Annotated in this window: 15 protein-coding genes; 12 read left to right on the plus strand and 3 right to left on the minus strand. The window is 51.9% G+C overall.

What is annotated here, in order from left to right:
- Positions 1–103: 103 nt before the first annotated feature.
- A complete protein-coding gene (locus PEL01S_RS16545; RefSeq protein WP_063184427.1) occupies positions 104–709 on the plus strand; it encodes a TetR/AcrR family transcriptional regulator in 606 nt (201 codons plus the stop codon).
- 65 nt (positions 710–774) lie between these two features.
- Positions 775–1,983 (plus strand): MFS transporter, encoded by a 1,209-nt coding sequence (locus PEL01S_RS16550; protein ID WP_127461067.1) that lies wholly within the window; start codon positions 775–777, stop codon positions 1,981–1,983.
- Positions 1,984–2,000: 17 nt separating this feature from the next.
- Here PEL01S_RS16550 and PEL01S_RS16555 read toward each other — a convergent pair whose 3' ends face one another.
- Complete coding sequence (locus tag PEL01S_RS16555; RefSeq protein ID WP_163768247.1) at positions 2,001–3,125, minus strand: response regulator; 1,125 nt, start codon at positions 3,123–3,125, stop codon at positions 2,001–2,003.
- Positions 3,126–3,153: 28 nt separating this feature from the next.
- Positions 3,154–6,213 (minus strand): hybrid sensor histidine kinase/response regulator, encoded by a 3,060-nt coding sequence (locus PEL01S_RS16560; protein WP_127461069.1) that lies wholly within the window; start codon positions 6,211–6,213, stop codon positions 3,154–3,156.
- A gap of 289 nt (positions 6,214–6,502) precedes the next feature.
- Here PEL01S_RS16560 and PEL01S_RS16565 point away from each other — a divergent pair, with 289 nt between their 5' ends.
- Entirely contained in the window at positions 6,503–10,945 is a 4,443-nt protein-coding gene (locus PEL01S_RS16565) for an S-layer homology domain-containing protein (protein WP_163768251.1), read from the plus strand.
- Positions 10,946–11,031: 86 nt separating this feature from the next.
- Here PEL01S_RS16565 and PEL01S_RS16570 read toward each other — a convergent pair whose 3' ends face one another.
- Complete coding sequence (locus PEL01S_RS16570; RefSeq protein WP_127461071.1) at positions 11,032–12,234, minus strand: ROK family transcriptional regulator; 1,203 nt, start codon at positions 12,232–12,234, stop codon at positions 11,032–11,034.
- 154 nt (positions 12,235–12,388) lie between these two features.
- Between PEL01S_RS16570 and xylA the strand changes: the two genes are divergently transcribed.
- The 9 genes from xylA (at position 12,389) to PEL01S_RS16615 (ending at position 25,141) form a co-directional block, all read left to right on the plus strand.
- On the plus strand, positions 12,389–13,702 hold the full coding sequence (xylA, locus tag PEL01S_RS16575) for a xylose isomerase (RefSeq protein ID WP_127461072.1): 1,314 nt from the start codon (positions 12,389–12,391) through the stop codon (positions 13,700–13,702).
- Between the two features lie 35 nt (positions 13,703–13,737).
- A complete protein-coding gene (gene xylB / locus PEL01S_RS16580) occupies positions 13,738–15,228 on the plus strand; it encodes a xylulokinase (RefSeq protein ID WP_063184434.1) in 1,491 nt (496 codons plus the stop codon).
- A gap of 170 nt (positions 15,229–15,398) precedes the next feature.
- On the plus strand, positions 15,399–17,183 hold the full coding sequence (locus tag PEL01S_RS16585) for a sensor histidine kinase (RefSeq protein WP_127461073.1): 1,785 nt from the start codon (positions 15,399–15,401) through the stop codon (positions 17,181–17,183).
- Positions 17,180–18,250, plus strand: coding sequence for a response regulator transcription factor (locus PEL01S_RS16590; protein ID WP_127461074.1), 1,071 nt, complete (start codon positions 17,180–17,182; stop codon positions 18,248–18,250). The genes PEL01S_RS16585 and PEL01S_RS16590 overlap by 4 nt, the downstream gene beginning before the upstream one ends.
- 108 nt (positions 18,251–18,358) lie before the next feature.
- Positions 18,359–19,666 carry an ABC transporter substrate-binding protein gene (locus PEL01S_RS16595; protein WP_127461075.1) on the plus strand — a complete coding sequence of 436 codons (1,308 nt, stop codon included), beginning with the start codon at positions 18,359–18,361 and terminating at the stop codon, positions 19,664–19,666.
- 91 nt (positions 19,667–19,757) lie between these two features.
- On the plus strand, positions 19,758–20,642 hold the full coding sequence (locus tag PEL01S_RS16600; RefSeq protein WP_127461076.1) for a carbohydrate ABC transporter permease: 885 nt from the start codon (positions 19,758–19,760) through the stop codon (positions 20,640–20,642).
- A gap of 8 nt (positions 20,643–20,650) precedes the next feature.
- Positions 20,651–21,463, plus strand: a complete 813-nt coding sequence (locus PEL01S_RS16605) for a carbohydrate ABC transporter permease (RefSeq protein ID WP_163768256.1) — start codon at positions 20,651–20,653, stop codon at positions 21,461–21,463.
- Between the two features lie 39 nt (positions 21,464–21,502).
- Entirely contained in the window at positions 21,503–22,837 is a 1,335-nt protein-coding gene (locus PEL01S_RS16610; RefSeq protein ID WP_127461078.1) for a glycoside hydrolase family 30 protein, read from the plus strand.
- Positions 22,838–22,867: 30 nt separating this feature from the next.
- Positions 22,868–25,141, plus strand: coding sequence for a beta-glucosidase family protein (locus PEL01S_RS16615; RefSeq protein WP_127461079.1), 2,274 nt, complete (start codon positions 22,868–22,870; stop codon positions 25,139–25,141).
- Positions 25,142–25,154: the final 13 nt, after the last annotated feature.

Genomic DNA, 25,154 nt, shown 5'->3' on the forward strand with positions numbered 1-25,154 from the left:
TTGCAAAAGACTTCGTTCATCGCCTATAATACTGAATAAAAGTTCAGTGTTATACGGTGTCCACCTTGAAAAATCCGTCATCCAGAAAAGTGGTGAAATAGATGTGAATAAAAAGAAACAGCAAACCGAGCAAACGAAGAAGAAGATCGCCGATGCTGCAAGAGCTTTATTTGCCCAAAAAGGCTATAAAGCAACATCCATAGAAGATATCGTGAAAGCGACCGGGTGCAGCGCAGGGAACATTTATTATCATTTCAAGAACAAGGAAGGGCTTTTTTTATATTTACTTGAAGAGTGGAACACGGAATGGGATAAGAGATGGCTGGACAAACAAACGCTGTACCCCACCACGATCGATAAATTATATGGCATGGCCGAACAATTGGCGCTTGATCAACTAAATCATCCGCTAACCAAGGCCGCTGATGAATTTTTCAACAACTCCGAGAAAGCTCCGGATGTAGAGGAGCGAATTCATGAAATGGTTAAAGGTTATCTTGACTTTAATCAGCAGCTGCTGCAGGGGGGGATCGATAACCATGAATTCGAAACCACCAATGTTACCGGACTCGCCATTATTTTGGATAGTTTGATGCTTGGATTGAATCAACATAGCCGGAGAATGGAAAGAGCGGAAGCGCTAGAGACCTATCGATTGGCTATGGATGTGTTTCTGCATGGCATTGCCAAGCCAACCCGCACTCGCTAGCCTTTTTTTGCCGTTATCCTGAATAAATATTCAGTATTTTTTACAGAAGCATGGAGGAATTAAGAATGGGATTATTATCAAAAAATCGGGGAGCCTTACTGATTCTCGTGTTCAATCTATTTCTGGTCTTCTCGGGGATCGGGCTTATCGTCCCCATTATGCCCAAGTTCATGGAAAGTTTGGGCATAACCGGGGGGATTATGGGCCTGTTGGTTGCGGCTTTTTCACTGACGCAGCTTCTTTGTTCGCCGTTGGCCGGCCGGTTGGCCGATTCCTTCGGTAGAAAAAGAATGATTGTCATCGGCTTGACCGTGTTCGCCTTCTCTGAAGTGCTGTTCGGGATAGCAAGTTCACCTGCTCTACTGTTTGTTTCCAGGCTGCTCGGCGGCATTAGTGCTGCGATGATTATGCCGGCCGTTATGGCTTACGCGGCGGATATCACGACAAAGGAAGAAAGAGCGGCGGGGATGGGCTACATTAACGCAGCCATTACAACAGGCTTTATTATCGGACCTGGTATTGGCGGTTATATTGCCGAATTCGGCATCCGCGTGCCCTTTTACGCCGCGGCGGTTGCGGGGATCTTGGCTGCATGTATTACATTGCTTATTCTTCGGGAATCGCTCCCTTCAAAAGAAAATATAGCTGATACTTCATCTGACGTAAGAGAATGGGGCGGTCTTCTCTCGCAATTGAGATACGCGTATAAAGAGCCCTATTTTTTAAGCTTGATCATCGTTTTTGTCATGTCGTTTGGGCTTGCTAATTTTGAAACGATCTTTGGACTGTTTGTGGATCACAAATTTGGGTTCGGGCCTAAAGATATCGCCTTTATCATAACGTTCGGGTCAATAGCCGGCGCTGTGGTTCAGGCTACGGCCTTCAGCTGGATCATGAAGCGCTTCGGGGAGCAACGTATCATATCGCTCTGCCTGATCTTTGCCAGTTTGTTTATTCTGCTGACGCTTTTTGTTCACACATTCTGGTTGATTTTTGCCGTTACCTTCATTATATTTCTGGCCATCGATATTTTACGGCCGGCTATCAGTACGCAAATGTCAATGGTGGCAAAAGATCAGCAAGGCTACGTTGCCGGCTTGAATTCTGCCTTTACCAGTCTCGGTAATGTTGTGGGTCCTATCGTAGCCGGTTTTTTGTTCGATCTGGACGTTAACTATCCGTATACACTGGCGTGCATCATATTGTTTCTTTGTTTTGTTTTATCGGTAAAAGGTAAAAAGAACAACTCGCAGAATGTGAATGCCGCCTCCTGATGGGGAAGAGCTCACGTTTAAATCGATGAGCCTAGAAACATTTGTCGGTACAGCTCTTTGGCGGCGGGGCCGGGCTCGATATCCAGCTCGGCTCTTAGTAGATTGGCGAATTTATCATAATGCGTAATGAATGCGGTGCGATCCTTCAGGTGAAGGAAGGCGCTGAGCAGAAGCACATGAACGTCTTCATGAAAGGGCCCAACGGCGATCATATGTTTCAAAAGCTCGGTGGACTTGTCGGCTTCGCCCAGGGATAAATAATGCGAGGTCAGCCTTTTCGACAGGTCGACCGCCGCGCTGTAGACCCGTTCTTTCTCCGCTTCACACCATGGATAGTCTTTGCCGCCGAACAAAGGGCCTTGAAATAACGGAATGATGGTTTTCATTTGTTCCGGCGGCATGTCGCCCATGGAATACGGCTTAAGCTGACGATCGAATTCCAAATAATCGCAGCGCATGTCCGTCTCGAAACGGTAAACCCCTCGCTGCGAATGAATCGTGACGGGCATGTCGTAATGCTTTAGCGTCTTTTTCAAACGAAAGACCGTGGTATGCAGATTTTGCTCGGCCTTTTCAGGCGTGAAGCCGGGCCACAAGCTTTCGCACAGCGTCCACTTGGAAATATTCACCCCCGCATGAACCAGGAAGAAGGCAAGAAGCTCCTCCGTTTTGGCTGTCGGGAACCGGATCGGCTCGGCCGGATTCAAGGCGGTATACACCCCAAACTGACCAAAACAGCGAATTCCGGGGCTGCCGGACTCCGGCTTCCGCACAGCAGGTCTTTTTCTCTTCATTAGCCTTTCCACCGTCCGCTGCAAGTCCTCGGGCTGCACCGGCTTGAGCAAATAGTCCGTCGCGTTGACCCGAAAAGCTTCCAGAGCATATTGCTGGTAGGCGGTAACAAACACAATTTCGATATCCTCATCCAGCTCCGTCAAACGGGAGGCCAGCTCGATGCCATGGACGCCCGGCATTTCAATGTCCAGAAAAACCAGCTCCGGCCGGAGGTCCGCAAAAGATTCCAACAGCTCGGAGACCTTGGTGAAGGAGCCTACGATCTCCAGCTCCTTCCGTTCCTCGATGATTCGGCTTAGCCAATTCAATGAAGGTTTTTCGTCATCAATCAGGATAGTTCTTAACATAGCCGACCCCTTCGGTGTTTGAATCGTTTTATTTGGTATAAAAGGAAACTTTGGTCCACTCTTGTTCTGCACTTTCAATCTGCAGACCATTTCCCAGCCAGTTGATCAATCTTCTGTGAATATTCGGCAATCCGACTCCGCCGGTTTCGCGCGCATGATTTTTTTCAGTCAGCGTAGCCAGCTTGCCGCCGGGGATTCCGACCCCGTTGTCCCATACCTCCACGTGCGCCAAACCGGCGGCGGCTTTCACGGTAAGTTTCACGATGCCCCCGTTTTCTTTTTTCATAATGCCATGCCGGATCGCGTTTTCCACCAAAGGCTGGATGGTGAGGGGCAGAAGCCGCGTTTGCAGCAGCCCGGGGTCAATATCGTAGACCACCGTCAACCGCTCCTCGAACCTCGCCTTTTCTATCTCGACGTAAGCTTGGACGAGCTGAAGCTCCGATTCCAGGGTGACGAAGGCTTCCGTGCCCGGGATATCGAAGCATCTTCGTAAATAAACGCTCAGATGGGAAATTAATTGCTCGGCCCGGGCGCTATCCGTACGGCAAAACGACAAAATCGCATTCAAGGAATTGAACAAAAAATGCGGCTTGATCTGGGATTGCAGAAACGCCATTTCCGAAGCAAGGGCATCCTGTACGGATTGCTTCAGCTGCAGCAGGGTGTTGACCCTTGCCCGAACCTCCCAGGAGTTAAAAGGCTTAATAATGAAATCGTTGGCCCCCGCCTCAAAGCCCGCGGCCACCTCGCTGGGGGTATTGCGGGCCGTCAGCATCACAATCGGGAGGTCGAATAGCGTATATTGCCTGCGAATTTCCCGGCATACCTCATACCCTGACAAATTCGGCATCATGACATCCAGCAGGACAAGATCGATTGCGCCGGACGTTTGCAGGAGCTGAAGCGCCTCCTGAGGGCTGGTTGTTTTCAGCATCCGGTAAGCTTCCCCGGCAAATAGGACCGAAAGCACCTGCAGGTTGGACGGCTCGTCGTCCACGGCCAGGATAGTAAATTTCCTGCCCGTCGTTTCCGGTTCTGCTTCGCCGGCGGCGCTCGGGGTCAGACGAAAACTGGCGGTGTTCCTCTCCCGTTGCCGCCGGAAGGGTCCGGCAGCCGGTAAATGAAACAGGAAGCGGGAGCCCCTTCCTTCTTCGGACCAGTCCAAACGAAGCTCTCCCCCCATCAACTGAACCAGCTTGCCGGAAATGGAGAGGCCAAGCCCCATGCCGCCATAGGCTTCCGGGATATGGCGGTCCGCTTGACCGAACGACTCCATAATGCGCTGCTGTCTGTGCGGCGGTATCCCCATGCCGGTATCCTCTACGGCGATTTCCACATGTCCGTTTCGATAACGGGCGGATACGGTAACGGCGCCTTGTTCGGTAAACTTGACGGCATTTCCGACGACATTGTACACGACCTGCCAAAGCCGGTTTTCATCCGCGCGCACCGGAGGTAGGTTGTCGGGGATGTCTTGAATGAGGCTGACTTTTTTTCCGGAAATTAAATAGTTGAACATATCCATGATAATCGAAATCAGCACTTTCACATCAACCGCGGACGTTTGCAAATGGATTTCATTTCTTTTGATCCGCTCCAGATCCAGAATATCGCGAACGAGTGTAGACAGCCGCTGTGACACGGCCACGATCGTGGAAAGGTTTTCCTTCTGCTTGTCGTTCACATCCCCTGCGGCTCCTTCGAGCAGAGACTGGGAGATGTTGATGATGCCGTTGAGCGGAGTTTGAAATTCATGGGTGGTATTGATCAGAAACTCGTCCTTGAGCCGGTCGTTTTCGCTAAGCTTGCGGGTCATTTTTTCAATCGTTTGATAAGCTTCGGAGAACCGGGATGCAAGCATAAAGGAAATGAATAGCACGAACGACATGGCGCAAAAATCGAACAAAAAATTTTTAGGAACGATCCGCAGCAAATAAAGGGAAGCGTCCAGAATACAAATAAGCAAAGCGCAGAAAGCCAAAATCAGGATCAGCAGGCTCCGCTTGCTGAAGCTGCCGTAGTTGCCCCGCATATACGCGGCGGACAACAACCAGATGATGATGAAATAAATAACGATCTGCAGGGCGCTCATGACAAAGGTGGTATAAGAATAAACCCGGAAAGGGACCAGAATGAAATAAACCGAATAAACGCCGTAGACGGTCAATACGCTTTTCACCAACCACCGTGGGACCTGCTCGGAGCAAACATGCTTTATGAATAAGGTCAAGGCCAGTATCGAAGTGTGCATGGAAATCCCTTGAATTTTATGAATAAGTGCAAAAGGGAATCCGTCAAAAATTTGCATTAACGGTTTATCACCCAAGCCTGCAAAGCTGATCGCCGAGGAAATACAGTAGATCCCGAAATAGAGGAAGCCTTTCTCTTTTTTTCGGGTGACATAAGTGCCCAAGTGATAAATGCCGAGCAGCAGAATCGAGACCTCGAGCGCAATGCCGATGCCGGTGGAAAGCTTGTCGATGCGATTAATCTGCTCCGCGCTTCCGAAGTAAAGACTGGAGGCGACGCCGCCTTGGATAAAATCATAATTCGCGGCATGAATCATAATGTCCGCCGTATCCCCTTCAAGAGGGAAGTAGGCTATGTAGGGTTTGTTCTCCGGGCTGTATTCGCTTCTCGAAGGTCCGGGCGTGCCGCTGCTCCCCAGTTTTAGACCGTTCACATACAAGGCGCTGGACATTTGGATGTTCACGACCCTGATGCCGTAGACCATGGAAGGCGAAGGCTTGACCTTGACATGCAGCTTATAGGTCGCCATGCCTTTGGCCTGCAGCGGGGTATGGTTCAAGCTGCCGGACCAGTAGGACAAAATCGGAAAAATACCGGTCGGCACGGCGGCTTGCCCGGGCTCCAGGAGTGTTCCCCAATAAAGCTCCCAGGAACCGTCCAGCTTCACGGGCCCGCTTTTGTCAAAATCCCAATTGGAAAGGTCTAGCACGCCATTTTGAATTTGCGGGGCCGATTCCTTGTTTTGACCGAAAAATATCGTACCGTAATAGAGAAGCAAGAAACAGACAATTGCGAACAAAATGATATAAAGCGAATTTTTTTGCAAAACCTTCATAGGCGTGTCTCTCCGAGTGCAAGTATCGATGGATACCATTATTATAAAGGAGTTTGTCGAAAAAACGATGATTTTGTAATAAAAAATCGTCTGAAGCCATGACTGGAATCCGATTTGTAAGCGTTTTGTAAGCGAACGTCGATATAATAAAAACATGATTAGGATAAAAGTCCTGAGTCCATGGTTGTAAGGAAGGGAGCAATTTCATGCAATGGTTCTGAAATCGATTGCCGCCGACTTAAGATGTTGAAGTTTGATGGCTAAACATGAAATAAGGGGGATAAGCTTCGTGTTCGACTACATAAGACGCAATAACAAAGTGACCGCAGGGGTGGTCATCATCTGCATGATCCTGGCCATGATCCAGCCCTTTTCCGTAAAGGTCTATGCGGCCAGCGCCAGCGGTCAAACGCCGGTTACGAAATGGCTCACCTTTAAGTATGATAATTTTAACAATCCGAATCAAACGAATCTTCTTTCCATGAACGGTCAAGCGTCTGCCTTCTTTGACAATACGCCGCAAGTCAACAATAAGGTGCTCCGTTTGACGAAAACCACGGCCGGAGTATTCGGCTCCGCCTTTAACAAGTCCTTGATTTACAGTACGAATAACTTCTCTTTCAGCACCTCCTTTGCTTTCCGTATCAGTGACCCTTCCGGGTATCCTAACGATACCTTCCCGGATGGAGCCGACGGCTTTACTTTTGCTATCCAGACGAAGTCAAGCACTGCGGGGTCCGTGGGGGACGGCATTGGATATGGGGGCATTCAACCCAGTTTTGCGGTAAAGTTCGATACGTTCGATAACAAGACCTACACCGGCCAGCATAACGATCCAAGCGATAACTATGTCGGGCTGGCCCAAAACGGGAACGTCGCTAATACGAATCCGACTTGGTACAAGGCCATTCCCAAAAGCCAGATGGATATGAAAGACGGCAACATTCATTATGCCTGGATCGATTATGACGGGTTAAACAAAACCATGAGAGTCTATACCAACAACACGAACAACCGCTCTACGGCCGTTCAGCAAATCGATGCCTCCGGTATTGATTTGGGAGCCATATTCGCCGGCAAGAGCAGCGTGTATGCCGGTTTTACTTCTGCGACGGGCTCGTCGTGGGAAAATCATGATATTTTATCCTGGTATTTCACAAACCAACTCGATCCTATTGATGTCAACCAACCGGATGTCGTGTACAAGCAAGCGCCGACAACGGTTCTGTTGAACACAACGCCGACAGGCGAACCGGGAAAAATGAGCGTTACCGCAACAGTATACGATGTTGACGGCAATCCCGTTTCGGATGCGCCAATCACCGTTTCATCCACACAAGGCACGCTTACGGATGCAAACGGCAATCCCGTGTCTACGCTGACATCGGATAACCAGGGCCAAGGCCAAGCGATCCTGGATTTCGGCGGCGGACCCGTCGCGGGCAATATAACGGCTGTCGCCGTTGGCGGCGCCTATGTAACGGTTTCGATTCCGGCCCCGCCTACCGGGTTGAAAACGGGCGCAACGGCCCAAACGGCCTCGACCCTGAGCTGGAACCCGGTTCCCGGTGCTTCCTACTACAAAGTGTATAAGAACGGCGTTCTGTACGCATCCAATGTAACGGGACCCGCCTTCAATGTAAGCGGACTTGCGCAGGGCACGTTCAATACGTTTGCGGTCACGGCAGTCAAAAACGGACTTGAATCGGACTTTTCGAATCGCGTGACGCTTCCTGTTTTCGCCGGACTGAGTCTGGATAGCGTAAGCTATACGTTATCCGTCGGAGAAACGCACCAAACCGTGGTGAGCTACGTCTACTCGGACGGCTACCGTATGGACGTCACTCCTTATGCTTCGTATCAATCCATAAATTCCAGGGTTGCAACGGTGAATGCGGGCGGGCTTGTAACCGCAACCGGAGCAGGTACTACGGTGATTCAAGCGGTTTATGGCAGTGGCAGCGCCCAAACGGAGGTAACTGTAACGCTGGGCGCGCCGACAGGAGTCTCGATAAGCGATGTCACCTCCACGGGCGCGACCTTGACCTGGAATGCTGTGCCTGGCGCACAAACCTATAATATTTATGAAAACGGCCGGCTGATCGCCTCCGGCGTAACCGGAACCACCTATACGGCAACCGGACTGACTGCCGGAACGGAGCATCGGTTTACCGTGACAGCGGTTAGCAATGGCATCGAATCGTCAGCTTCCGGAGGTTCGAATGTTACAACGTCGACATTAAGAGAACTTCAGGCCGATCAATCAAGCTTCACATTGGCGGCGGGAGATACGCATCAGACGAAAATTCAGGCGGTCTACCTGGATGAGAGCATCCAGGATGTGACTGGCAAGGCGCTTTACCAAAGTTCGGACCCTTCCATTGCGACGGTAGATTCGCACGGGGTCATTACCGCCAAAGCTCCCGGTACGGCGACCATCACGATTTCGTATGACGGTAAAACCTTGACGGAAACCATCGTTGTTCAAAGCGCTTCGCCGCAGATCAAGCTAACCTTGAATACATCGCCAAGCAGCGTAGTCGGCGACGGAAAATCGCAAGTGACGCTTTCTGCCAATGTCGTGATGCTTAACGGCTTGCCGGTAGCCGGAAAACCGGTCGTCTTCCATTTCGGCAATGGCGCTGAAGGCGATGTTACGGCTGTCACGGATGCTAGCGGAGTTGCGTCGGTTACCTTTACGGCGCCGGACATTCGGAGCACGACTCCTGTGCGCGAAGTCATTACGGCGTCTGCAACCGATCCGATGACCGGTTTAACGGTTCAAAAAGGGATTGACATTCGTTACATGCCGGCTTCGATTAAGGGAATCTTAATCGATCAAGTCACAGCCCAGCCTATAGCGGGGGCTACCGTTTCGGTCTCGGCCGACTTCAACCAAGACGGCATTACGGACTTCAGCTCTACGGTGACGACAGGGCCGGACGGCTCCTATCAAATTTCGGTACCACGCGGCAATTACGATTATATGGTGGATATTACCACATCCGTTAAAATGGGCAATCAGACAGTCCAGTTAACCAAAAAGCAAACGGTACATGTGGATCAACTGAACGGCACGGGCGAAACGATCGTCTCTTCCAATAAAATTAGCGGCCAGCTGTTTGTGTCCAACCGTTCTTCAAGCAATACCCAGCCGACCGTCGAGAGCGTCTTCGGCAAAGGAAATGTATCGGTATTGGTGAAAGCGACCAACGGGAGTGCGTTTGTGACTCAGATGGCACTGGATTCCAATGGAAGCTTTGATATCAGCGATGTTCCTCAGGGACAATATGTCGTTTCGTATCAAATTAAAGCTAAGGACGGAACGATGCTTGCCGGACCATCCGCACTCGTGAAGGTAAGCCAGAACGGGGAAACGGGGGTAGTCTACTCGTTGATCGACCCGTACGGGGTCGTGAAGGATACAGCAACGGGCCAACCGATTAGCGGCGTTACGATGAATTTGTATTGGGCGGATACGGAGCTGAACAAGCAAAAAGGCCGTACTCCGAATACGTTGGTTCAATTGCCTGAACTGCCGGATTTTGCGCCAAATCAAAACCACAACCCGCAAGTAACGAATCAGGCGGGAGAATATGCATGGATGGTATTCCCGGACGGGGACTACTATATTACGGCAACCAAGCCCGACTATAGCTCCTACAGTTCATTGGAAGCCAAGCCGAACGTTCCGGCCGTTAACGGCGCGGACAGCTATGTCCGGGACGGAATTATCCATGTAGGTCAAGACCTGGTATCGCTTAGCTTCTCGATGAGCGCAATTTCAAGCCCAAGCTCGAGCTCCGGCCCAAGCTATGGCGGCGTTTCCGTATCGCCTTCGGTCACGGCAAGCGATGTGACAAGCACGGGCGTCACGTTGAACTGGAACGGATTCGGCGGCGCGAGCTCGTATAACATCTACGATAACGGTAAACTTATTGCATCCGGCGTTACCTCCACCAGCTACAAGGTAACCGGATTAACCAAGGGCGATCATCCGTTTACGATCAAAGCGGTGGTGAACGGAGTCGAAACCGGAGTTGTACAATCTCTTACCGTAACCATCCCGTCAGGCGCGGGAACCGACGGTGCGGCAGGCGCATCGGGCGATTCCTCCAAGCAAGCAGGCGAGCATGAGAAGTACGTTGAAGGGTATCCGGACGGTACATTTAAGCCGGAAAGGAACGTGACCCGCCAAGAAGTAGCGGCTATGCTCTACCGGCTGTATCACCTCTCCAAATCGGATTCGCCGACCGCGATTTATTCGGATCTGACAAGCGCGGATTGGGGCGCAGCTGAAGTTGCCGCTGTTACAAAAGCCGGCTATATGAACGGATACCCGGACGGTACGTTTAAGCCGAATCAACCGATCACCCGGGAAGAAATGGCGGGAATCGTCGCTCGTCTCAAGCAATTGCAAGGCAGCGAGAAGGATGTCTTTGCGGATATTGCCGACAGCTGGGCACGCGGGGAAATCAATGCGGCAGGTCAAGCAGGCATTTTGTCGGGGTATCCGGATGGAACGTTCCGGCCTAAGGCAAACACGACCCGCGCAGAGGTCGTAACGATCTTCAACCGTCTGCAGAACCGCGGACCGCTGACAGGCGTTGATACGCCTTCCTGGTCGGATGTGCCTTCGAGCCACTGGGCTTACGGCGATGTGGAAGAAGCTTCGACCCATCACGGTTACACGATTGAAAATAAGACAGAAAAACGGACAAGCACAAAATAACGAAATGATGCTCACGCAAAAGAAGGCCATTCCTACCGTCGACAATCGGCGGGGGAGTGGCCTTTTCATGCGGAGGGGGCTAACCCTTAATCCGACAAAGCCTTCATAGCCGAAAAGAAGCGGTTGATCGCAATCGACGCGGCGCCGGCAGCCGAGGAATTCATGCCAAGCTTGGCGTAGACGACGTTCATTTTTTGGCGATGGAACGAGAGGCTGTGCGAATTCAGCGTTTCACGGATGGAATCTGCTATCCATTCGGATGCCAGCGACATGCGGTTCCCGATCACGATGAGCTCGGGATTAAACACGTTTACCAGATTTGTGATGCCAACCCCCAACCAGTGTCCGGTGCTTGCAAATAGATCGATGACCGAACGATGTCCCCGCTTGGCCAGGCTCAGCAAAGTGTTCAGGTTGATTTTGTCGATCGCCTCGGCGTCCTGGATTTTCTCGTCAACGAGCTGGAGGGATTTCGCTTGGTGGATGAGCGCCTTCTCCGAGGCGAACGTTTCCCAGCACCCGCGGCTGCCGCACCCGCAAAGGGGCCCGTCCTGCGCCAGGGTCATATGCCCCACTTCGCCGGAAAAGCCGGACACTCCCCGATACAAGGCATCGTTCAGAATTATTCCCGCGCCGATCCCGATCCCGACACTGAGGTAAATCATATTCGAGACGGAACGTCCGGCGCCGAATTCCTTCTCGCCCAAAGCGCCGACGTTCGCTTCGTTATCGATGGCGATCGGGAGGTTGAACTCCCGCTCTAGCATCTCTTGGAGGGGGACATCCGTCCATCCCAGATTGGGGGCGGACAGCACGTTTCCTTGATCGTCGACCAGGCCCGGCACGCCGACGCCGATTCCAATGATGCCGTACGGAGACGAAGGTGTTTTTTTGATGAGCGAATGAATGCATTTCTTGAGCTTCTCCGTCACCGTCTCCACGCTCCAGTCGGTCATTTCGATTCTTTTCTCCTTGACGACGGTTCCGCCCAAGTCGGTGACCATCGCCAAAATATAATTCACGCCGAGATCGACGCCGATCGCGTAACCGGCCCGCTGGTTAAACAGCAGCATCATCGGCTTTCTTCCGCCGCTGGACTCCCCAAGCCCGATTTCGGTCACAAAGTGGCTTTCGATCAATTCGGTGACAAGGGAAGATACCGTCGTTTTATTTAAACCGGTTTTCACGGAAATGTCCGCTCTGGAAATTGGGTAATGATGACGGATCGTATCCAGAACAAGGTATTTGTTTATTTTTTTCATCAATTGCAAATCGCCGGTAATTTTCATGCCTTCCTCCAAAGCCTGCTATTTCGGTTCTTTTTCTTTATCATAACACGGATTGCAAAAAATAAAAGGTGGACTTACTTTGTCTACTGGACAAACAAAGTGTCCGGTGCTAACATGAGATTAAGCCATTTTTCCAACATAGGGAGGAATCGATATGAGTTATTTCAATACGGTCAGCAAGATTCAGTACGAGGGGAAAGATTCCAAAAATCCGTTGGCGTTCAAGCATTACAACCAATCGGAAATCGTGCTTGGCAAAACGCAAGAGGAGCATCTTCGCTTTGCCGTAGCCTACTGGCATACCTTGACAGGCGGGGGCAGCGATCCGTTTGGTGCCGATACGGCCATTCGTCCTTGGGCGAACTACACCGGGTTGGACTTGGCGAAGGTACGCGTCGAAGCAGCTTTTGAATTTTTTGAGAAGATCGGCGCTCCTTATTTTTGCTTCCATGACCGGGATATTGCGCCCGAGGGCGATTCGCTGAAAGAAACGAATCACAACCTGGATGTGATCGTGGCTTCCATCCAAGAACACATGAAAGCGACCGGCGTAAAGCTGCTGTGGAACACGGCCAATATGTTTACCAACCCGCGATTCGTTCATGGCGCGGCAACAACCTCCAATGCGGACGTGTACGCGTATGCGGCGGCGCAGGTGAAGAAGGGGCTGGAAACGGCGGTAGAGCTGGGCGCGGAAAATTATGTGTTCTGGGGCGGCCGCGAGGGATACGAGTCGCTGCTCAATACGGATATGGAGCTTGAGCTGGACAATTTGGCGAGATTTTATCATATGGCAGTCGCTTATGCGAAAGAAATTGGCTTTACGGGGCAGTTTTTGATCGAGCCGAAGCCGAAGGAGCCGACGAAGCACCAGTATGATTTTGACGCGGCGACTACCATTGCTTTCCTGCAAAAATACGGGCTGCAGGATCATTTTAAACTGAATCTCGAAGCGAATCACGCGACGCTCGCCGGACACACCTTCGAGCACGAGCTGCGTGTGGCCCGCCTGCACGGCATGCTCGGTTCCATCGACGCGAACCAGGGCGATCTGCTGGTTGGCTGGGATACGGATGAATTCCCGACCGATCTGTATGCGGTTACTCTCGCGATGTATGAAATTTTGAGCAACGGGGGCCTCGGCTCGGGCGGCGTGAATTTCGACGCGAAGGTCAGAAGATCGTCGTTCGAGCCGGAAGATTTGTTCCATGCGCATATCGCGGGAATGGATGCGTTTGCCAAAGGCTTGAAGGTTGCGGCAAAATTGATGGAGGACCGCTTTTTTGAGAAGATTACGGATGAGCGCTACAGCAGCTTCAAGAGCGGCATCGGCCTCGATATCGTATCGGGCAAAACGGATTTCCGCCAATTGGAGCAGTATGCGCTCGGCAACCAGACGATTGGCAGCAAATCCGGCAGACTGGAGCGGATCAAAGCTGAGCTGAACGAGTATATTTTTTCCGTATAAGCGGGCGAACGATCACTCCTTGGGGAGGATAGGGCATGAAATATGTGATAGGGATTGATTTAGGCACCGGTTCCGTAAAAGCTCTTCTTGTCGATCAAGAAGGGAAGGTGCGCTGCGAGACGTCGCGGAGCTATTCGCTGCAGCACGAGCAGCCCGGATATAGCGAACAGGAGCCGGAGGCATGGGTAAATCAAACCGTAGACGGTTTGCGCGCTTTGGTGCAGGAGTCGGGAGTGGAGCCGAAGGATATCGAAGGGATCAGCTTCTCGGGTCAGATGCATGGACTGGTGTTGCTGAATGAACAAGGGCAGGTGCTTCGTCCGGCGATTCTATGGAACGACACGAGAACGACGGCGCAGTGCAGAACGATCGAAAGCAAGCTTGGGCCGAGGCTGTATCACATTACGAAAAATGCCGCCTTGGAAGGCTTTACGCTCCCGAAAATCATGTGGGTGCAGGAGCATGAACCGGAGGTATTCCGCAAAGCGGCGGTGTTCCTGCTTCCCAAAGATTATTTGCGCTACCGTCTGACAGGCAAGCTGCATATGGATATTTCCGATGCCGCGGGCACGCTGCTGCTTGATGTGATGCAGAAGCAATGGAGCCAGGAAATTTGCGATGCCTTCGGCATCGACATGAGCCTGTGTCCGCAGCTTGCGGAATCGCTGGAGTTCGTCGGCTGCTTGTTACCGGAAATCGCTGACCGGACGGGGCTCTCGCCGGATACGAAAGTGTATGCGGGAGGAGCCGATAATGCGTGCGGCGCGGTCGGAGCCGGTATTTTAAAGAAGGGCGACGCTTTGTGCAGCATTGGAACCTCGGGGGTCATCTTGTCCTATGAGGATCAGGAGAAGGATTTCGCGGGGAATATTCACTTCTTTAACCACTCGCGGCCGGGCGGCTATTATGCGATGGGCGTCACGCTTGCGGCGGGATACAGTCTGGATTGGCTCAAGAAAACGATCGCAGCCGGGGAAAGCTATGACGCTTTTCTGGCGAAGGTTTCCGAGGTGCCGGCCGGGGCGGGAGGACTGTTATTTACGCCGTATCTCGTCGGGGAGCGCACGCCTCATGCGGATTCGGTGATCAGAGGCAGCTTTATCGGGCTGGACGGCTCGCATCGGCGCGAGCATTTGGTTCGGGCCGTGATGGAGGGGATTACTTTTTCCTTAAATGAGTCGGTCGGGCTGTTGAGGGAAGCGGGAGTCGAAGTAGGCACGATCGTCTCCATCGGCGGCGGGGCCAAAAACGAGGTTTGGCTGCAAATGCAGGCGGATATTTTCCAAGCTCCGGTCGTGAAGCTGACTAGCGAGCAGGGCCCTGCCTTAGGAGCGGCCATGCTTGCCGCGGTCGGCTGCGGCTGGTTCGGAAGCATAGCGGAGTGCGCTGAGCGGTTCGTCGGCTATGAACGGCAATTTGAACCGGACCCGCAACGTGCGGCGGTGTACCAGGACTTATTCGGAATATATCAATCGGTTTACGCCAGCACCCGGGACTTGAATCGGAGATTGCAGGCGTACCGGTAACCAAAGCATCATTCAACTGTAAAAAAAGGGCGGACGAATTGGCATTCGGCCTGCCCTTTTTCAGTTAGGAAATAAATGGACCGATAAACAATTTTTATCGCTTTGCTGCCGGTGCCTACTGAATCTGCTACAATAAAGGCGGACATTTGATTTTATGGGAGGCCGGCACCATGATGAAGCGACTCTTCCATCGTTTTCAGAAGAGCCTGAGGTACAAGCTGATGCTTTTGATGGTGACGATTGCGATTATGCCGTTAATCCTGGTTACCCTGTTTGCGGCGAAGACGACCAAGCAATCTTTGAGCCTGGAAGTGATCCGTTCCAACGAATCGAGAATGGACTGGGCGGCGAAATATTTGGATGAAAAATTCGATCAGCTGCAGGCGGTGAGCTATTCCCTTCTGCTAGATAATAACCTGTTTCCAAACGGAAGCGGGGGATCGGACAATAGCGTGAATAGCCCCGATGCGGCGGACTCCTATATTCAAGAGAAGCTAAGATCCTTATATATCGCCAATAATAAAAATATCGTGCGGATTTCGCTTTATTTGAAGTCCAAGCACCGTTTATTCGTCGTCGATAAAGATGCGGTGAGTTCAACCGGGCAGCTTCATGCTCCCTTCGGCAACTGGGGAGATTTGGATCAATCGTTTGAAAGCGTTAACAGGGTGGTGAATGCAGCACATAATAATTTTACCCTGGTACGCACGATGAACCGGTTTGAGAATCGGGAGGTTCTTGGCGGGATATCGCTGGATGTTCGCTGGAATATGATGAACAGCGTGCTGGACATGATCCATTCCGAACCGAACAGCCAAGTGATGATTTTGGACAATCAAGGAAATATGATGTATAACCCTTATGCGAATTTGCAGCAAGAGGCTTTGCCCAGCGAAGTATTGAAGAAGGCTGCCGCAAATTCGGACGGGCCCGGACACATGGAGCTGAAGCAGGGGTTAATCTTTTACCAGCCCGCCGTATCGGGTCAGCTCCGGATTGTTAAGTTTATTCCGATGAATTATTTGACAAAAGGCGCTTCGTCGACGCTGAGCTTCAGTTTTTTCACCGCTGTTATATTTATTGTGCTGGCGATCATGGCCGCGATCTTGACCGTCTATTACACGACGAAACCGATCATCCGGCTGACGAAATCGATGAAAGCGGTGGAATTCCAAAACTTCGATGTTAGCGTGAGCGACATACGCAGCGATGAAATCGGCACGCTGGAGCGGCGGTTTAATTCCATGCTTCAGCGGATCAAAGAGCTGATCCAGATTGAATACAAAAGCAAGATCGAGAAGCGGACGGCGCAGCTGAAAGCGATGCAGGCGCAGATCAATCCGCATTTTCTGCAAAATGCGCTGCAGGCCATAGGCGGTATCGCCATCTCGCGGAACGTTCCCGAAATTTACGAGCATGTCCGCGCGATTAGCGATATATTCCGCTACACGATCCGAATGAAGTCGGACTTGGTCACGGTCGCGGATGAGCTGGAGCACGTGAGCAATTATTTGCAGATTCAAAAATTACGCTTTCAGGACATGATCCGCATTCATCTGGATGTCGATGACGAATGCCGGTCCTGTCAGATTCCGAAGTTCTCGCTACAGCCCATCGTCGAGAACTGTTTTGTTCACGGGCTTGAGGAGAAAATGGCGGAATGGTCCATCGCGATTACAGCGCAGAAGGTGTTGGATGAAATCGAGATCAGCATCGAGGATAACGGTGTCGGCATGGAGGAATCGCGGCTGGAAGAGCTGCGCAGCCGGTTGAACGACGAATCGGAAGACCGGGAGCTGGGCGAGAGCCTGGGCCTCGGCAATGTGCATTCCCGGATTAAGCTTATTTTCGGGGAAGAGTACGGATTGTTTATCGACAGCAGGGCAGGAGCGGGTACGACGGTCAAAGTCGTCATTCCTGCCGTTCCGCAGCATGGAGAGGAGGAAGCCGTATGAAGGCTGTCGTTATTGACGACGAATTTTGGACGCGGAGCAGCATTCGGCAGCTGGCCGACTGGGCGCGTTTCGGCATCGATCGGGTCGAGGAAGCGGAGGACGGCTTGAGCGCGTTGAAAATCATCGATGAAATCAACCCGGAAATTGTCATTACGGACATGAAGATGCGCGGGATGAACGGGGTTCAGCTTTTGCAGAAGCTGACGGGGGACTACCCGTTTATCCGCAAAATAGTGATCAGCGGCTATGACGACTTTTCTTATACCAAACAAGCAATACGATCCAAAGTCGATGAATACATTTTGAAGCCGATCCACCCGGAGGAGCTGAACATGGCGCTGGAAAAGGCCGTCCGGGAATGGCGGATCGCCCGGGGGCTTCATACCGTGCAGCCGCTGGACAAACCGATGCTGAAGATCATCACGGAGTATAAGCGGATCATTTCCGGCCATTTTCAGGGCATGCAGGTGGAGGCCGTTCAGGGCCGGTTCAAGGAATTGGAGCAAGTATTGAGAGCCCGGGAACCGTTCCAGCCCGGCTTTAACAATACGTTGTACAAGCAATTCCTCTTATTGCTGGAGGAACAGGCGTCCATGGCGGGAACGGATGCGGCGTTCGCGATTCCGGCATGCGCCAATAACTTTTACGTTTCGGACGACACGCCTCTGCCGCAGTGGATCGAGGTGCTGTCCGCCGCGTACGCTGCCGTGTTGGAGGTATCGATTCACCGGAGAAGAAGCAAGAACAGGATCGACATTGACGAAGTCAGACAGTATATCGACGTTTCCTTCGCGGAATCGATCACCTTGGAATCGGTCGCCGGCCGATTTTTCGTCAGCAAGGAGCACCTGTCCCGGACGTTTAAGCAGGAAACCGGCTCGACGGTCGTGGATTACATCATTTCCAAACGGATGGACAAAGCAAAACAGCTGCTGCTAGATCCGGCCAATTCCATTAAAAGCGCAGCGGAAGCCGTAGGCTACTCGGATATTACTTATTTTCACCGCTTGTTCAAAAAAGTAACCGGGATTACTCCCAATCAAGTCCGGCAGGAGCCTCAAGTCTAATATCAATATCGTCCAGTCCATGACGCAAATCCGGTCCAATGCGCCCAGGCGCACTCCCGATTATACTAAACACGTAAGCGCCATCACGAAAAAGGGAGGATACAAGCAATGAAGAAAGCACTTACAACAGCAGCTGCTATTCTCATGCTGGGGTCTACGGTCGCTTGTTCATCGGCCGGAAGCGGCGATAACGCCGACGGTTCAGGAGCGCAGGGGAACCAAGCCGCGGGGGCACCGAAAAAGGTCGAGCTGAAAATTTTCCTCGGGGGCTTGGACCGTTTCCGCGATCAATTCGACAAGTACTTCGCCCAGTTTGCCGAGAAGGAAAAGAAAGAGAAAAATATCGAAGTCTCGATTAACTCCGAGTATCCGGGAGCGGAGAATGCCGCGCAAATTTTGAAAACCCGGCTCGCTACCGGAGATGTGCCGAACATCTTTTCCATCCATGCGGTGAACGAGATTCCGGATTATTACAAAGCCGGCTATTTGTCGGATTTATCCAGCCAGCCGCTGGCAAGCAAGCTGAGCGACGGGATCAAGCCCATCGTCTCGATCGATAATAAAGTGGTGGCGGTTCCGATGGAAAGTCTGGAGTGGGGCTATCTCTACAACAAAAAAATATTCAACGATTTGGGACTGAAGCCGCCTGCCACGCTGTCAGAAATGAAGGCGGTTGCACAGAAGCTGAAAGACAATAACGTCAAGCCTTTTCTTCTCAGCTACAAAGAAGGCTGGATTCCGCAGCTGTTCCTTTCGCTTACCATCGGCGGATTGGTCAATTCGAGCCACAAAGACTTTATCGACAGCATGAACAAGGGACAGGGCAGCTTCGCGGATATCAAGGAGATGTTCGACATTATCGACCTTGTGAACGCGAACGGGACGGACCGCGCTTTTGAAATCGGCAACGATGACGGAGCCGCCGAGTTCGCGAGCGGCAAGGCCGCCATGTGGGTGCAAGGGCCTTGGGATTCCGATAGCATCCTGAAGGTCAACGACAAGCTCGATTTCGGCGTCGCGCCGCTGCCGATCAATGACGATCCGAATGCGACGATGATTAATGTATCCGTATCCACCTCCTTGGCGATGGCCCCGAACGGCAAAAATAAAGAGGTATCGCAAGACTTGCTGAACTATATCTTGGACGATCAAGCGTCGAACGAGCTTTATCAAAGCCTGAAGTTCAATCCCGTCTCCAAAACCCATACCTTCAAGCCTTATCCTTGGGTGGAGGAAGCTTCGAGCTACGTGAACAAAGGGAAATCCTACAAGGACCCGTCGATTCCTTCTGCAGTTAAAGACGAGGGGGGCAAAGCGCTGCAGGCCTACTTCAGCAAGAAGATGTCCAAAGAAGACGTCATCAAGGATCTGGATAAAACCTGGAAGGATGCCAACGCGGCCGCCAATAAAAAATAAGTGTCCGCAAGAGAGCGTCGCGCCCTGTTCCCGCAGCCAACCGTTCTGCTGAGAACAGGGCGCGGCTTCCCCGAAGGAGGAATTGAACATCATGCTGAAACGCCCGTCCAAAGCAACGACTTCTCTGATTTTGTTCGTACTGCCTGCTTTTATATTATATGTCATTTTCTTGGTCATTCCCGTGCTGCAGGGCTCTTACTACAGCTTCACGAACTGGGACGGCTTGAATAAGTCCTACAGCTTCGTCGGGCTCCAAAATTTCGTCGAAGCCATTCGCGACGATGCCAACTTCAGAACGGCGCTTTTATTTACCGCCAAGTATGTCTTGTTTGCGGTCGTGCTGCAAAACGCCCTGGCACTGCTGCTCGCTCTACTGATTGAGTCGCAAAAAAGAGCGAAGGGATTTTTCCGAACGATCTTTTTCATGCCCAATATGCTCAGCGTCATTATCAGTACGTTTATGTGGGTGTTCGTGTTTACAAAAGTGATGCCCGCCCTGTCCGAATATGCCGCTTTAAAATTTCTCGGTCAATCCTGGCTCGGTGACCCGAACGTCTCGTTCTGGAGCATCATGCTCGTTTCCGTATGGGGCGGCGTCGGCACCCTGATGATTATATATATGTCCGCCATCCAAGGCATACCGCAGCATTTGAAGGAAGCGGCCATTATCGACGGAGCCAAGCCGTATCATATGCTTCGGTACATTACGCTGCCTTTAATCACGCACGCGCTGACGATCTGCATTTTCCTGACCTTGAACAGCTCGTTCAAAGTGTATGACCTCATCTTTGCATTGACCGGAGGAGGTCCTGCCCGGGCTACACAGGTAATTACGATGAATATTTTGGAGGAGGCTTATCAGCGCAACTACCGTTACGGCTATGCCAGCGCCAAGGCGATCATCCTCTTTTTGATTATTCTAGTCATTACGCTCGTTCAAGTGTCGGTGATGAAGAAACGGGAGGTGGAAGCGTGAACAGGCGAATGTATTCCGTTTTGTCGCTCGTCGTGCTGTCCTTGCTGGCGGTCTACTTCCTGTTCCCGATTTATATGGCGATCATCAATTCCTTGAAATCGCCGGGCGATATGTACCGTTCCGTCTTAAGCTTCCCCACTAGTCCGCAATTTGACAACTACGTTCAGGCGTTCAAGAAAGCGAACATGCTCAGAAGCGCCTGGAATACCGTCGTGGTCACGGTGACGGGGATTGCGGGAATCGTCTTTTTCAGCTCTTTGGCCGGATATAAGCTTTCCCGGACGCGGGGCAGACTAAGCAATTTTGTGTTTATGCTGTTTGTCGCTTCGATGCTGATTCCTTTCCAGACAATCATGGTCACCTTGACCAAAATGGCCAAAGGGCTGGGGCTGCAAGGTTCGCCGCTGGGGCTTGGGATCGTATGTGCGGGACTAGGCATCAATATGGCTATCTTTTTGTACCACGGCTTTGTGAAAGGCATTCCGCGCGAGCTGGACGAGTCGGCTCAAATCGACGGCTGCGGCGAGTTCAGGACGTATTTTACGATTATTTTTCCGCTGCTGCTGCCGATTACGTTTACGATTGTGATCTTAAACATGCTTTGGCTGTGGAACGACTTCCTGCTTCCGGTGCTGCTGCTTACCGATTTCCGCAATTATACGCTTGTGTTGACGATCAACATGTTTTTCGGCAAGTACAGCAGGGAATGGGGCTTGATTCTGGCTTCCTTGATTTTGTCTTCGATCCCGATCGTCGTCTTTTTTGCTATTTTCCAGCGCTGGATCATTCAAGGGATTACGGATGGCGCCGTAAAAGGGTAACGGGTTAAGAATTTGGAGGAACATAGGAGGGTTTACTTTATGGACAATCGCGACATTCGCTGGATTTCAAGCACGAAAGACGCTTGCTGGACGGAAAAACCGGTCTCCGGTCAAGCCGGAGGCGACGCCAACCTTACGATTACAGGCGAAGCCTTTCAAACGGTAGAAGGCTTTGGAGGCTGCTTTAACGAATTGGGTTTTACGGCGTTAAGCCACTTGACGCCCGAAGAACGGGGGCGTGTGCTTCACTCCTTATTTCACCCCGAAGGAGAGCTGAAGCTCGGTATCTGCCGGCTGCCGATCGGCGCCAGCGATTATGCGCTCGAATGGTACAGTCTGAACGAGACGGACGGAGATTTGGCGATGGAGCATTTCTCTATCGAGCGGGATCGTCAGTATTTGATTCCGTATATCAAAGAAGCGTTAACGTATAATCCGGATTTGAAATTTTTTGCCTCTCCATGGAGTCCGCCGACTTGGATGAAGTTTCCGAAAGCCTACAATTATGGAACGCTGCGTTGGGAAAAGGACATTTTGCAGGCGTATGCGCTTTATTTCGTCAAGTTTGTGGAAGCGTATCGTCAGGAAGGCATTACGATTCATCAGATTCATGTGCAAAATGAACTGGTCGCCGACCAGAAATTCCCGTCGTGCGTCTGGACAGGAGAGCAGCTTCGTGAGTTCATCCGCGACTATCTAGGGCCGGCCTTCGAGAAGCACGGGCTGGATACGGAAATTTGGCTGGGAACGATCAATGCGCCGGAGCCGTGGCAGGAAATGCTGCACAAATCGACTTCGGATTACGATATTTATGCGAATACCGTGTTAAGCGATCCGGAAGCTTACAAATATATTCAAGGCGTCGGTTATCAATGGGCGGGCAAATATGCGATTCAACGAACCGTGCAGAGCTATCCGGAGCTTCGCTACATGCAGACGGAAAACGAATGCGGAGACGGTCTGAACACGTGGGATTATGCGAAGTATGTCTTTAATTTATATCAGCATTATTTCACGAACGGCGTAAACAGCTATATTTATTGGAACATGGTACTGGAGCCGAAAGGGCGAAGCACGTGGGGCTGGGAGCAAAATTCGATGATCACGTCAGATCCTGCCGCCAAACGGGCCGTGTACAATCCCGAGTTTTTTGTGATGCAGCATTTCTCGCATTTCGTTGCTCCGGGTTCGTCGCGCATCGGATTGAAAGGTCCGTGGGCCGGAAACGCGCTTGCTTTTGCAGTCCCGAATGGACAGAAAGTGGTGATCGTGGCGAACCCGTTCGCCGAGCCGCGGATTCTCCGACTAAGTGACGGAACGCGCACGCAAGCTTTGGAGCTTGAACCGGAATCGTTCAATACGATTATTTTTTGACATCGGATTCATCGTATGGGGAGGATGCTAATGGAGAGAGATATACGCCAGCTTATCGCGCAAATGACCGTAGAGGAGAAAGCCGGGTTATGCTCCGGCTTGAACTTCTGGCAAACGAAGCCGGTGGAACGGCTGGGGATTCCGTCGATTATGCTTACAGACGGCCCTCACGGACTCCGGAAGCAGCGGGGAGGCTTGGACCACCTCGGTTTCGCCGACAGCGTGCCGGCGACCTGCTTTCCTTCGGCGGCAGGCTTGGCCTGCTCGTGGGACCGCAAGCTGATGGAGCAAGTCGGCATCGCGTTGGGGGAGGAATGTCAGGCTGAGGACGTTGCGATCCTGCTGGGGCCGGCGGCCAACATCAAGCGTTCGCCGCTTTGCGGCAGAAATTTTGAATATTTCTCGGAAGATCCCTATTTATCGTCGGAAATGGCGGCCTACCATATCCAGGGCGTCCAAAGTCAAGGTGTAGGAACGTCGCTGAAGCATTTTGCCGTGAATAACCAGGAGCATCGAAGAATGACCGTTGATGCGGTCGTGGACGAACGGACCTTGCGGGAAATTTATTTGGCAAGCTTCGAAGGGGCGGTCAAGCAGGCTCAGCCATGGACCGTAATGTGCGCTTACAATAAGGTCAACGGTGAGTATTGCTCGGAGCATGAGGGCTTGCTGACCCGTATTTTGAAGGAAGAGTGGGGACATAAAGGCTTTGTCGTGTCCGACTGGGGGGCCGCCAACGACCGGGCAAAAGGAGTGGCTGCCGGGTTGGAACTGGAAATGCCGTCAAGCAACGGGCTCGGCGACCGGAAAATCGTAGACGCGGTGAAGAGCGGCATGCTGTCCGAGGAAGCGCTGGACAAGGCTGTGGAACGCATATTGCGCGTTGTTTTCCAAGCGGTCGACCGGAAAAAGGAGCATGCTTCGTTTGATGCGGAGGCTCATCATGCGCTGGCCAGAATCGTCGCGCGTGAAAGCATGGTACTGTTAAAAAATGAAGGCGGCATACTGCCCCTGAAAAAGGAAGGCACGGTCGCCGTGATCGGGGCGTTGGCGAAACATCCGAGGTATCAGGGAGGCGGAAGCTCCCACATCAACCCGACCCGATTGGACGATATTTACGAAGAAATGCGCCGAGCGGCAGGAGCCGAAGCCAGCATCGTCTACGCCGAAGGCTATCCGTTGGAAAGCGACGACATCGACGATTGCTTGCTTCAGGAAGCGAAGCTGGCGGCGGCGCAAGCGAAGGCTGCGGTTATTTTCGCAGGCTTGCCGGAACGGTACGAATCCGAAGCGTATGACCGGCAGCATTTGCGGATTCCCGACAATCACCGGAAGCTGATCGAGGCCGTTGCGGAAGTGCAAAGCAATGTAGTCGTTGTTTTAAGTAACGGCGCACCGGTCGAGATGCCCTGGATTGATCGTGTGAAGGGCGTGCTCGAAGGCTATCTGGGCGGTCAGGCGCTGGGCGGCGCGATTGCCGATTTGCTGTTCGGCGATGCGAATCCGTGTGGCAAGCTGGCCGAAACGTTCCCGAAACAACTAAGCCATAATCCTTCCTATTTGAATTTTCCGGGCGAAGGGGACAAGGTGGAGTACAAGGAAGGGCTGTTTGTCGGTTACCGCTATTACGATGCGAAGCAGATCGAGCCCTTGTTTCCGTTCGGGCACGGATTGAGCTATACGACATTCGAATACACCGGCCTAACCGTCGACAAACGGGAAATCCGGGATACTGAGACGGTACGTATCTGCGTTCGTGTCCGAAATACGGGCGAACTCCCTGGCAAAGAAATTGTCCAACTGTATGTGAGAGATGTTCAAGCGAACGTGATACGGCCGGAAAAAGAGCTTAAAGGCTTTGAAAAGGTCGAGCTGGCGCCCGGGGAGGAAAAGACCGTCGAGTTCGTGTTGGAGAAGCGCGCATTCGCCTACTACAATCCCGAGCTGCAGGACTGGCATGTGGAGACCGGCGATTTTGAAATCCTGATCGGAAAATCGTCGGCCGAGCTCGTGCTTCAAGAGACGGTTCGCGTGCAATCGACCGTCAGATTAAAAAAGACCGTTAGCCGAAACTCGCTCGTAGGCGATTTGCTGGACGATCCGCAGCTGTCGCCGCTCTTTCGCGAGATGCTTCGAAAGTACAGCGAGAACAAGGTGATGCATGCGCTGGAAAAGGACGGTTCGGATATGATGCTGGAGTTTGTCAGGAATATGCCGCTGCGCGTGCTCGCTGCTTTCAGCCAAGGCGCCGTGACGGAAGAAATGCTGGAAGCGGATCTTCAGCGGTTAATTGCAATAATTTGATCTCCCTGTTGAC

Origin of the sequence: Paenibacillus elgii NBRC 100335, from assembly GCF_004000865.1 — a bacterium.
Classification (GTDB): domain Bacteria; phylum Bacillota; class Bacilli; order Paenibacillales; family NBRC-103111; genus Paenibacillus_G; species Paenibacillus_G elgii.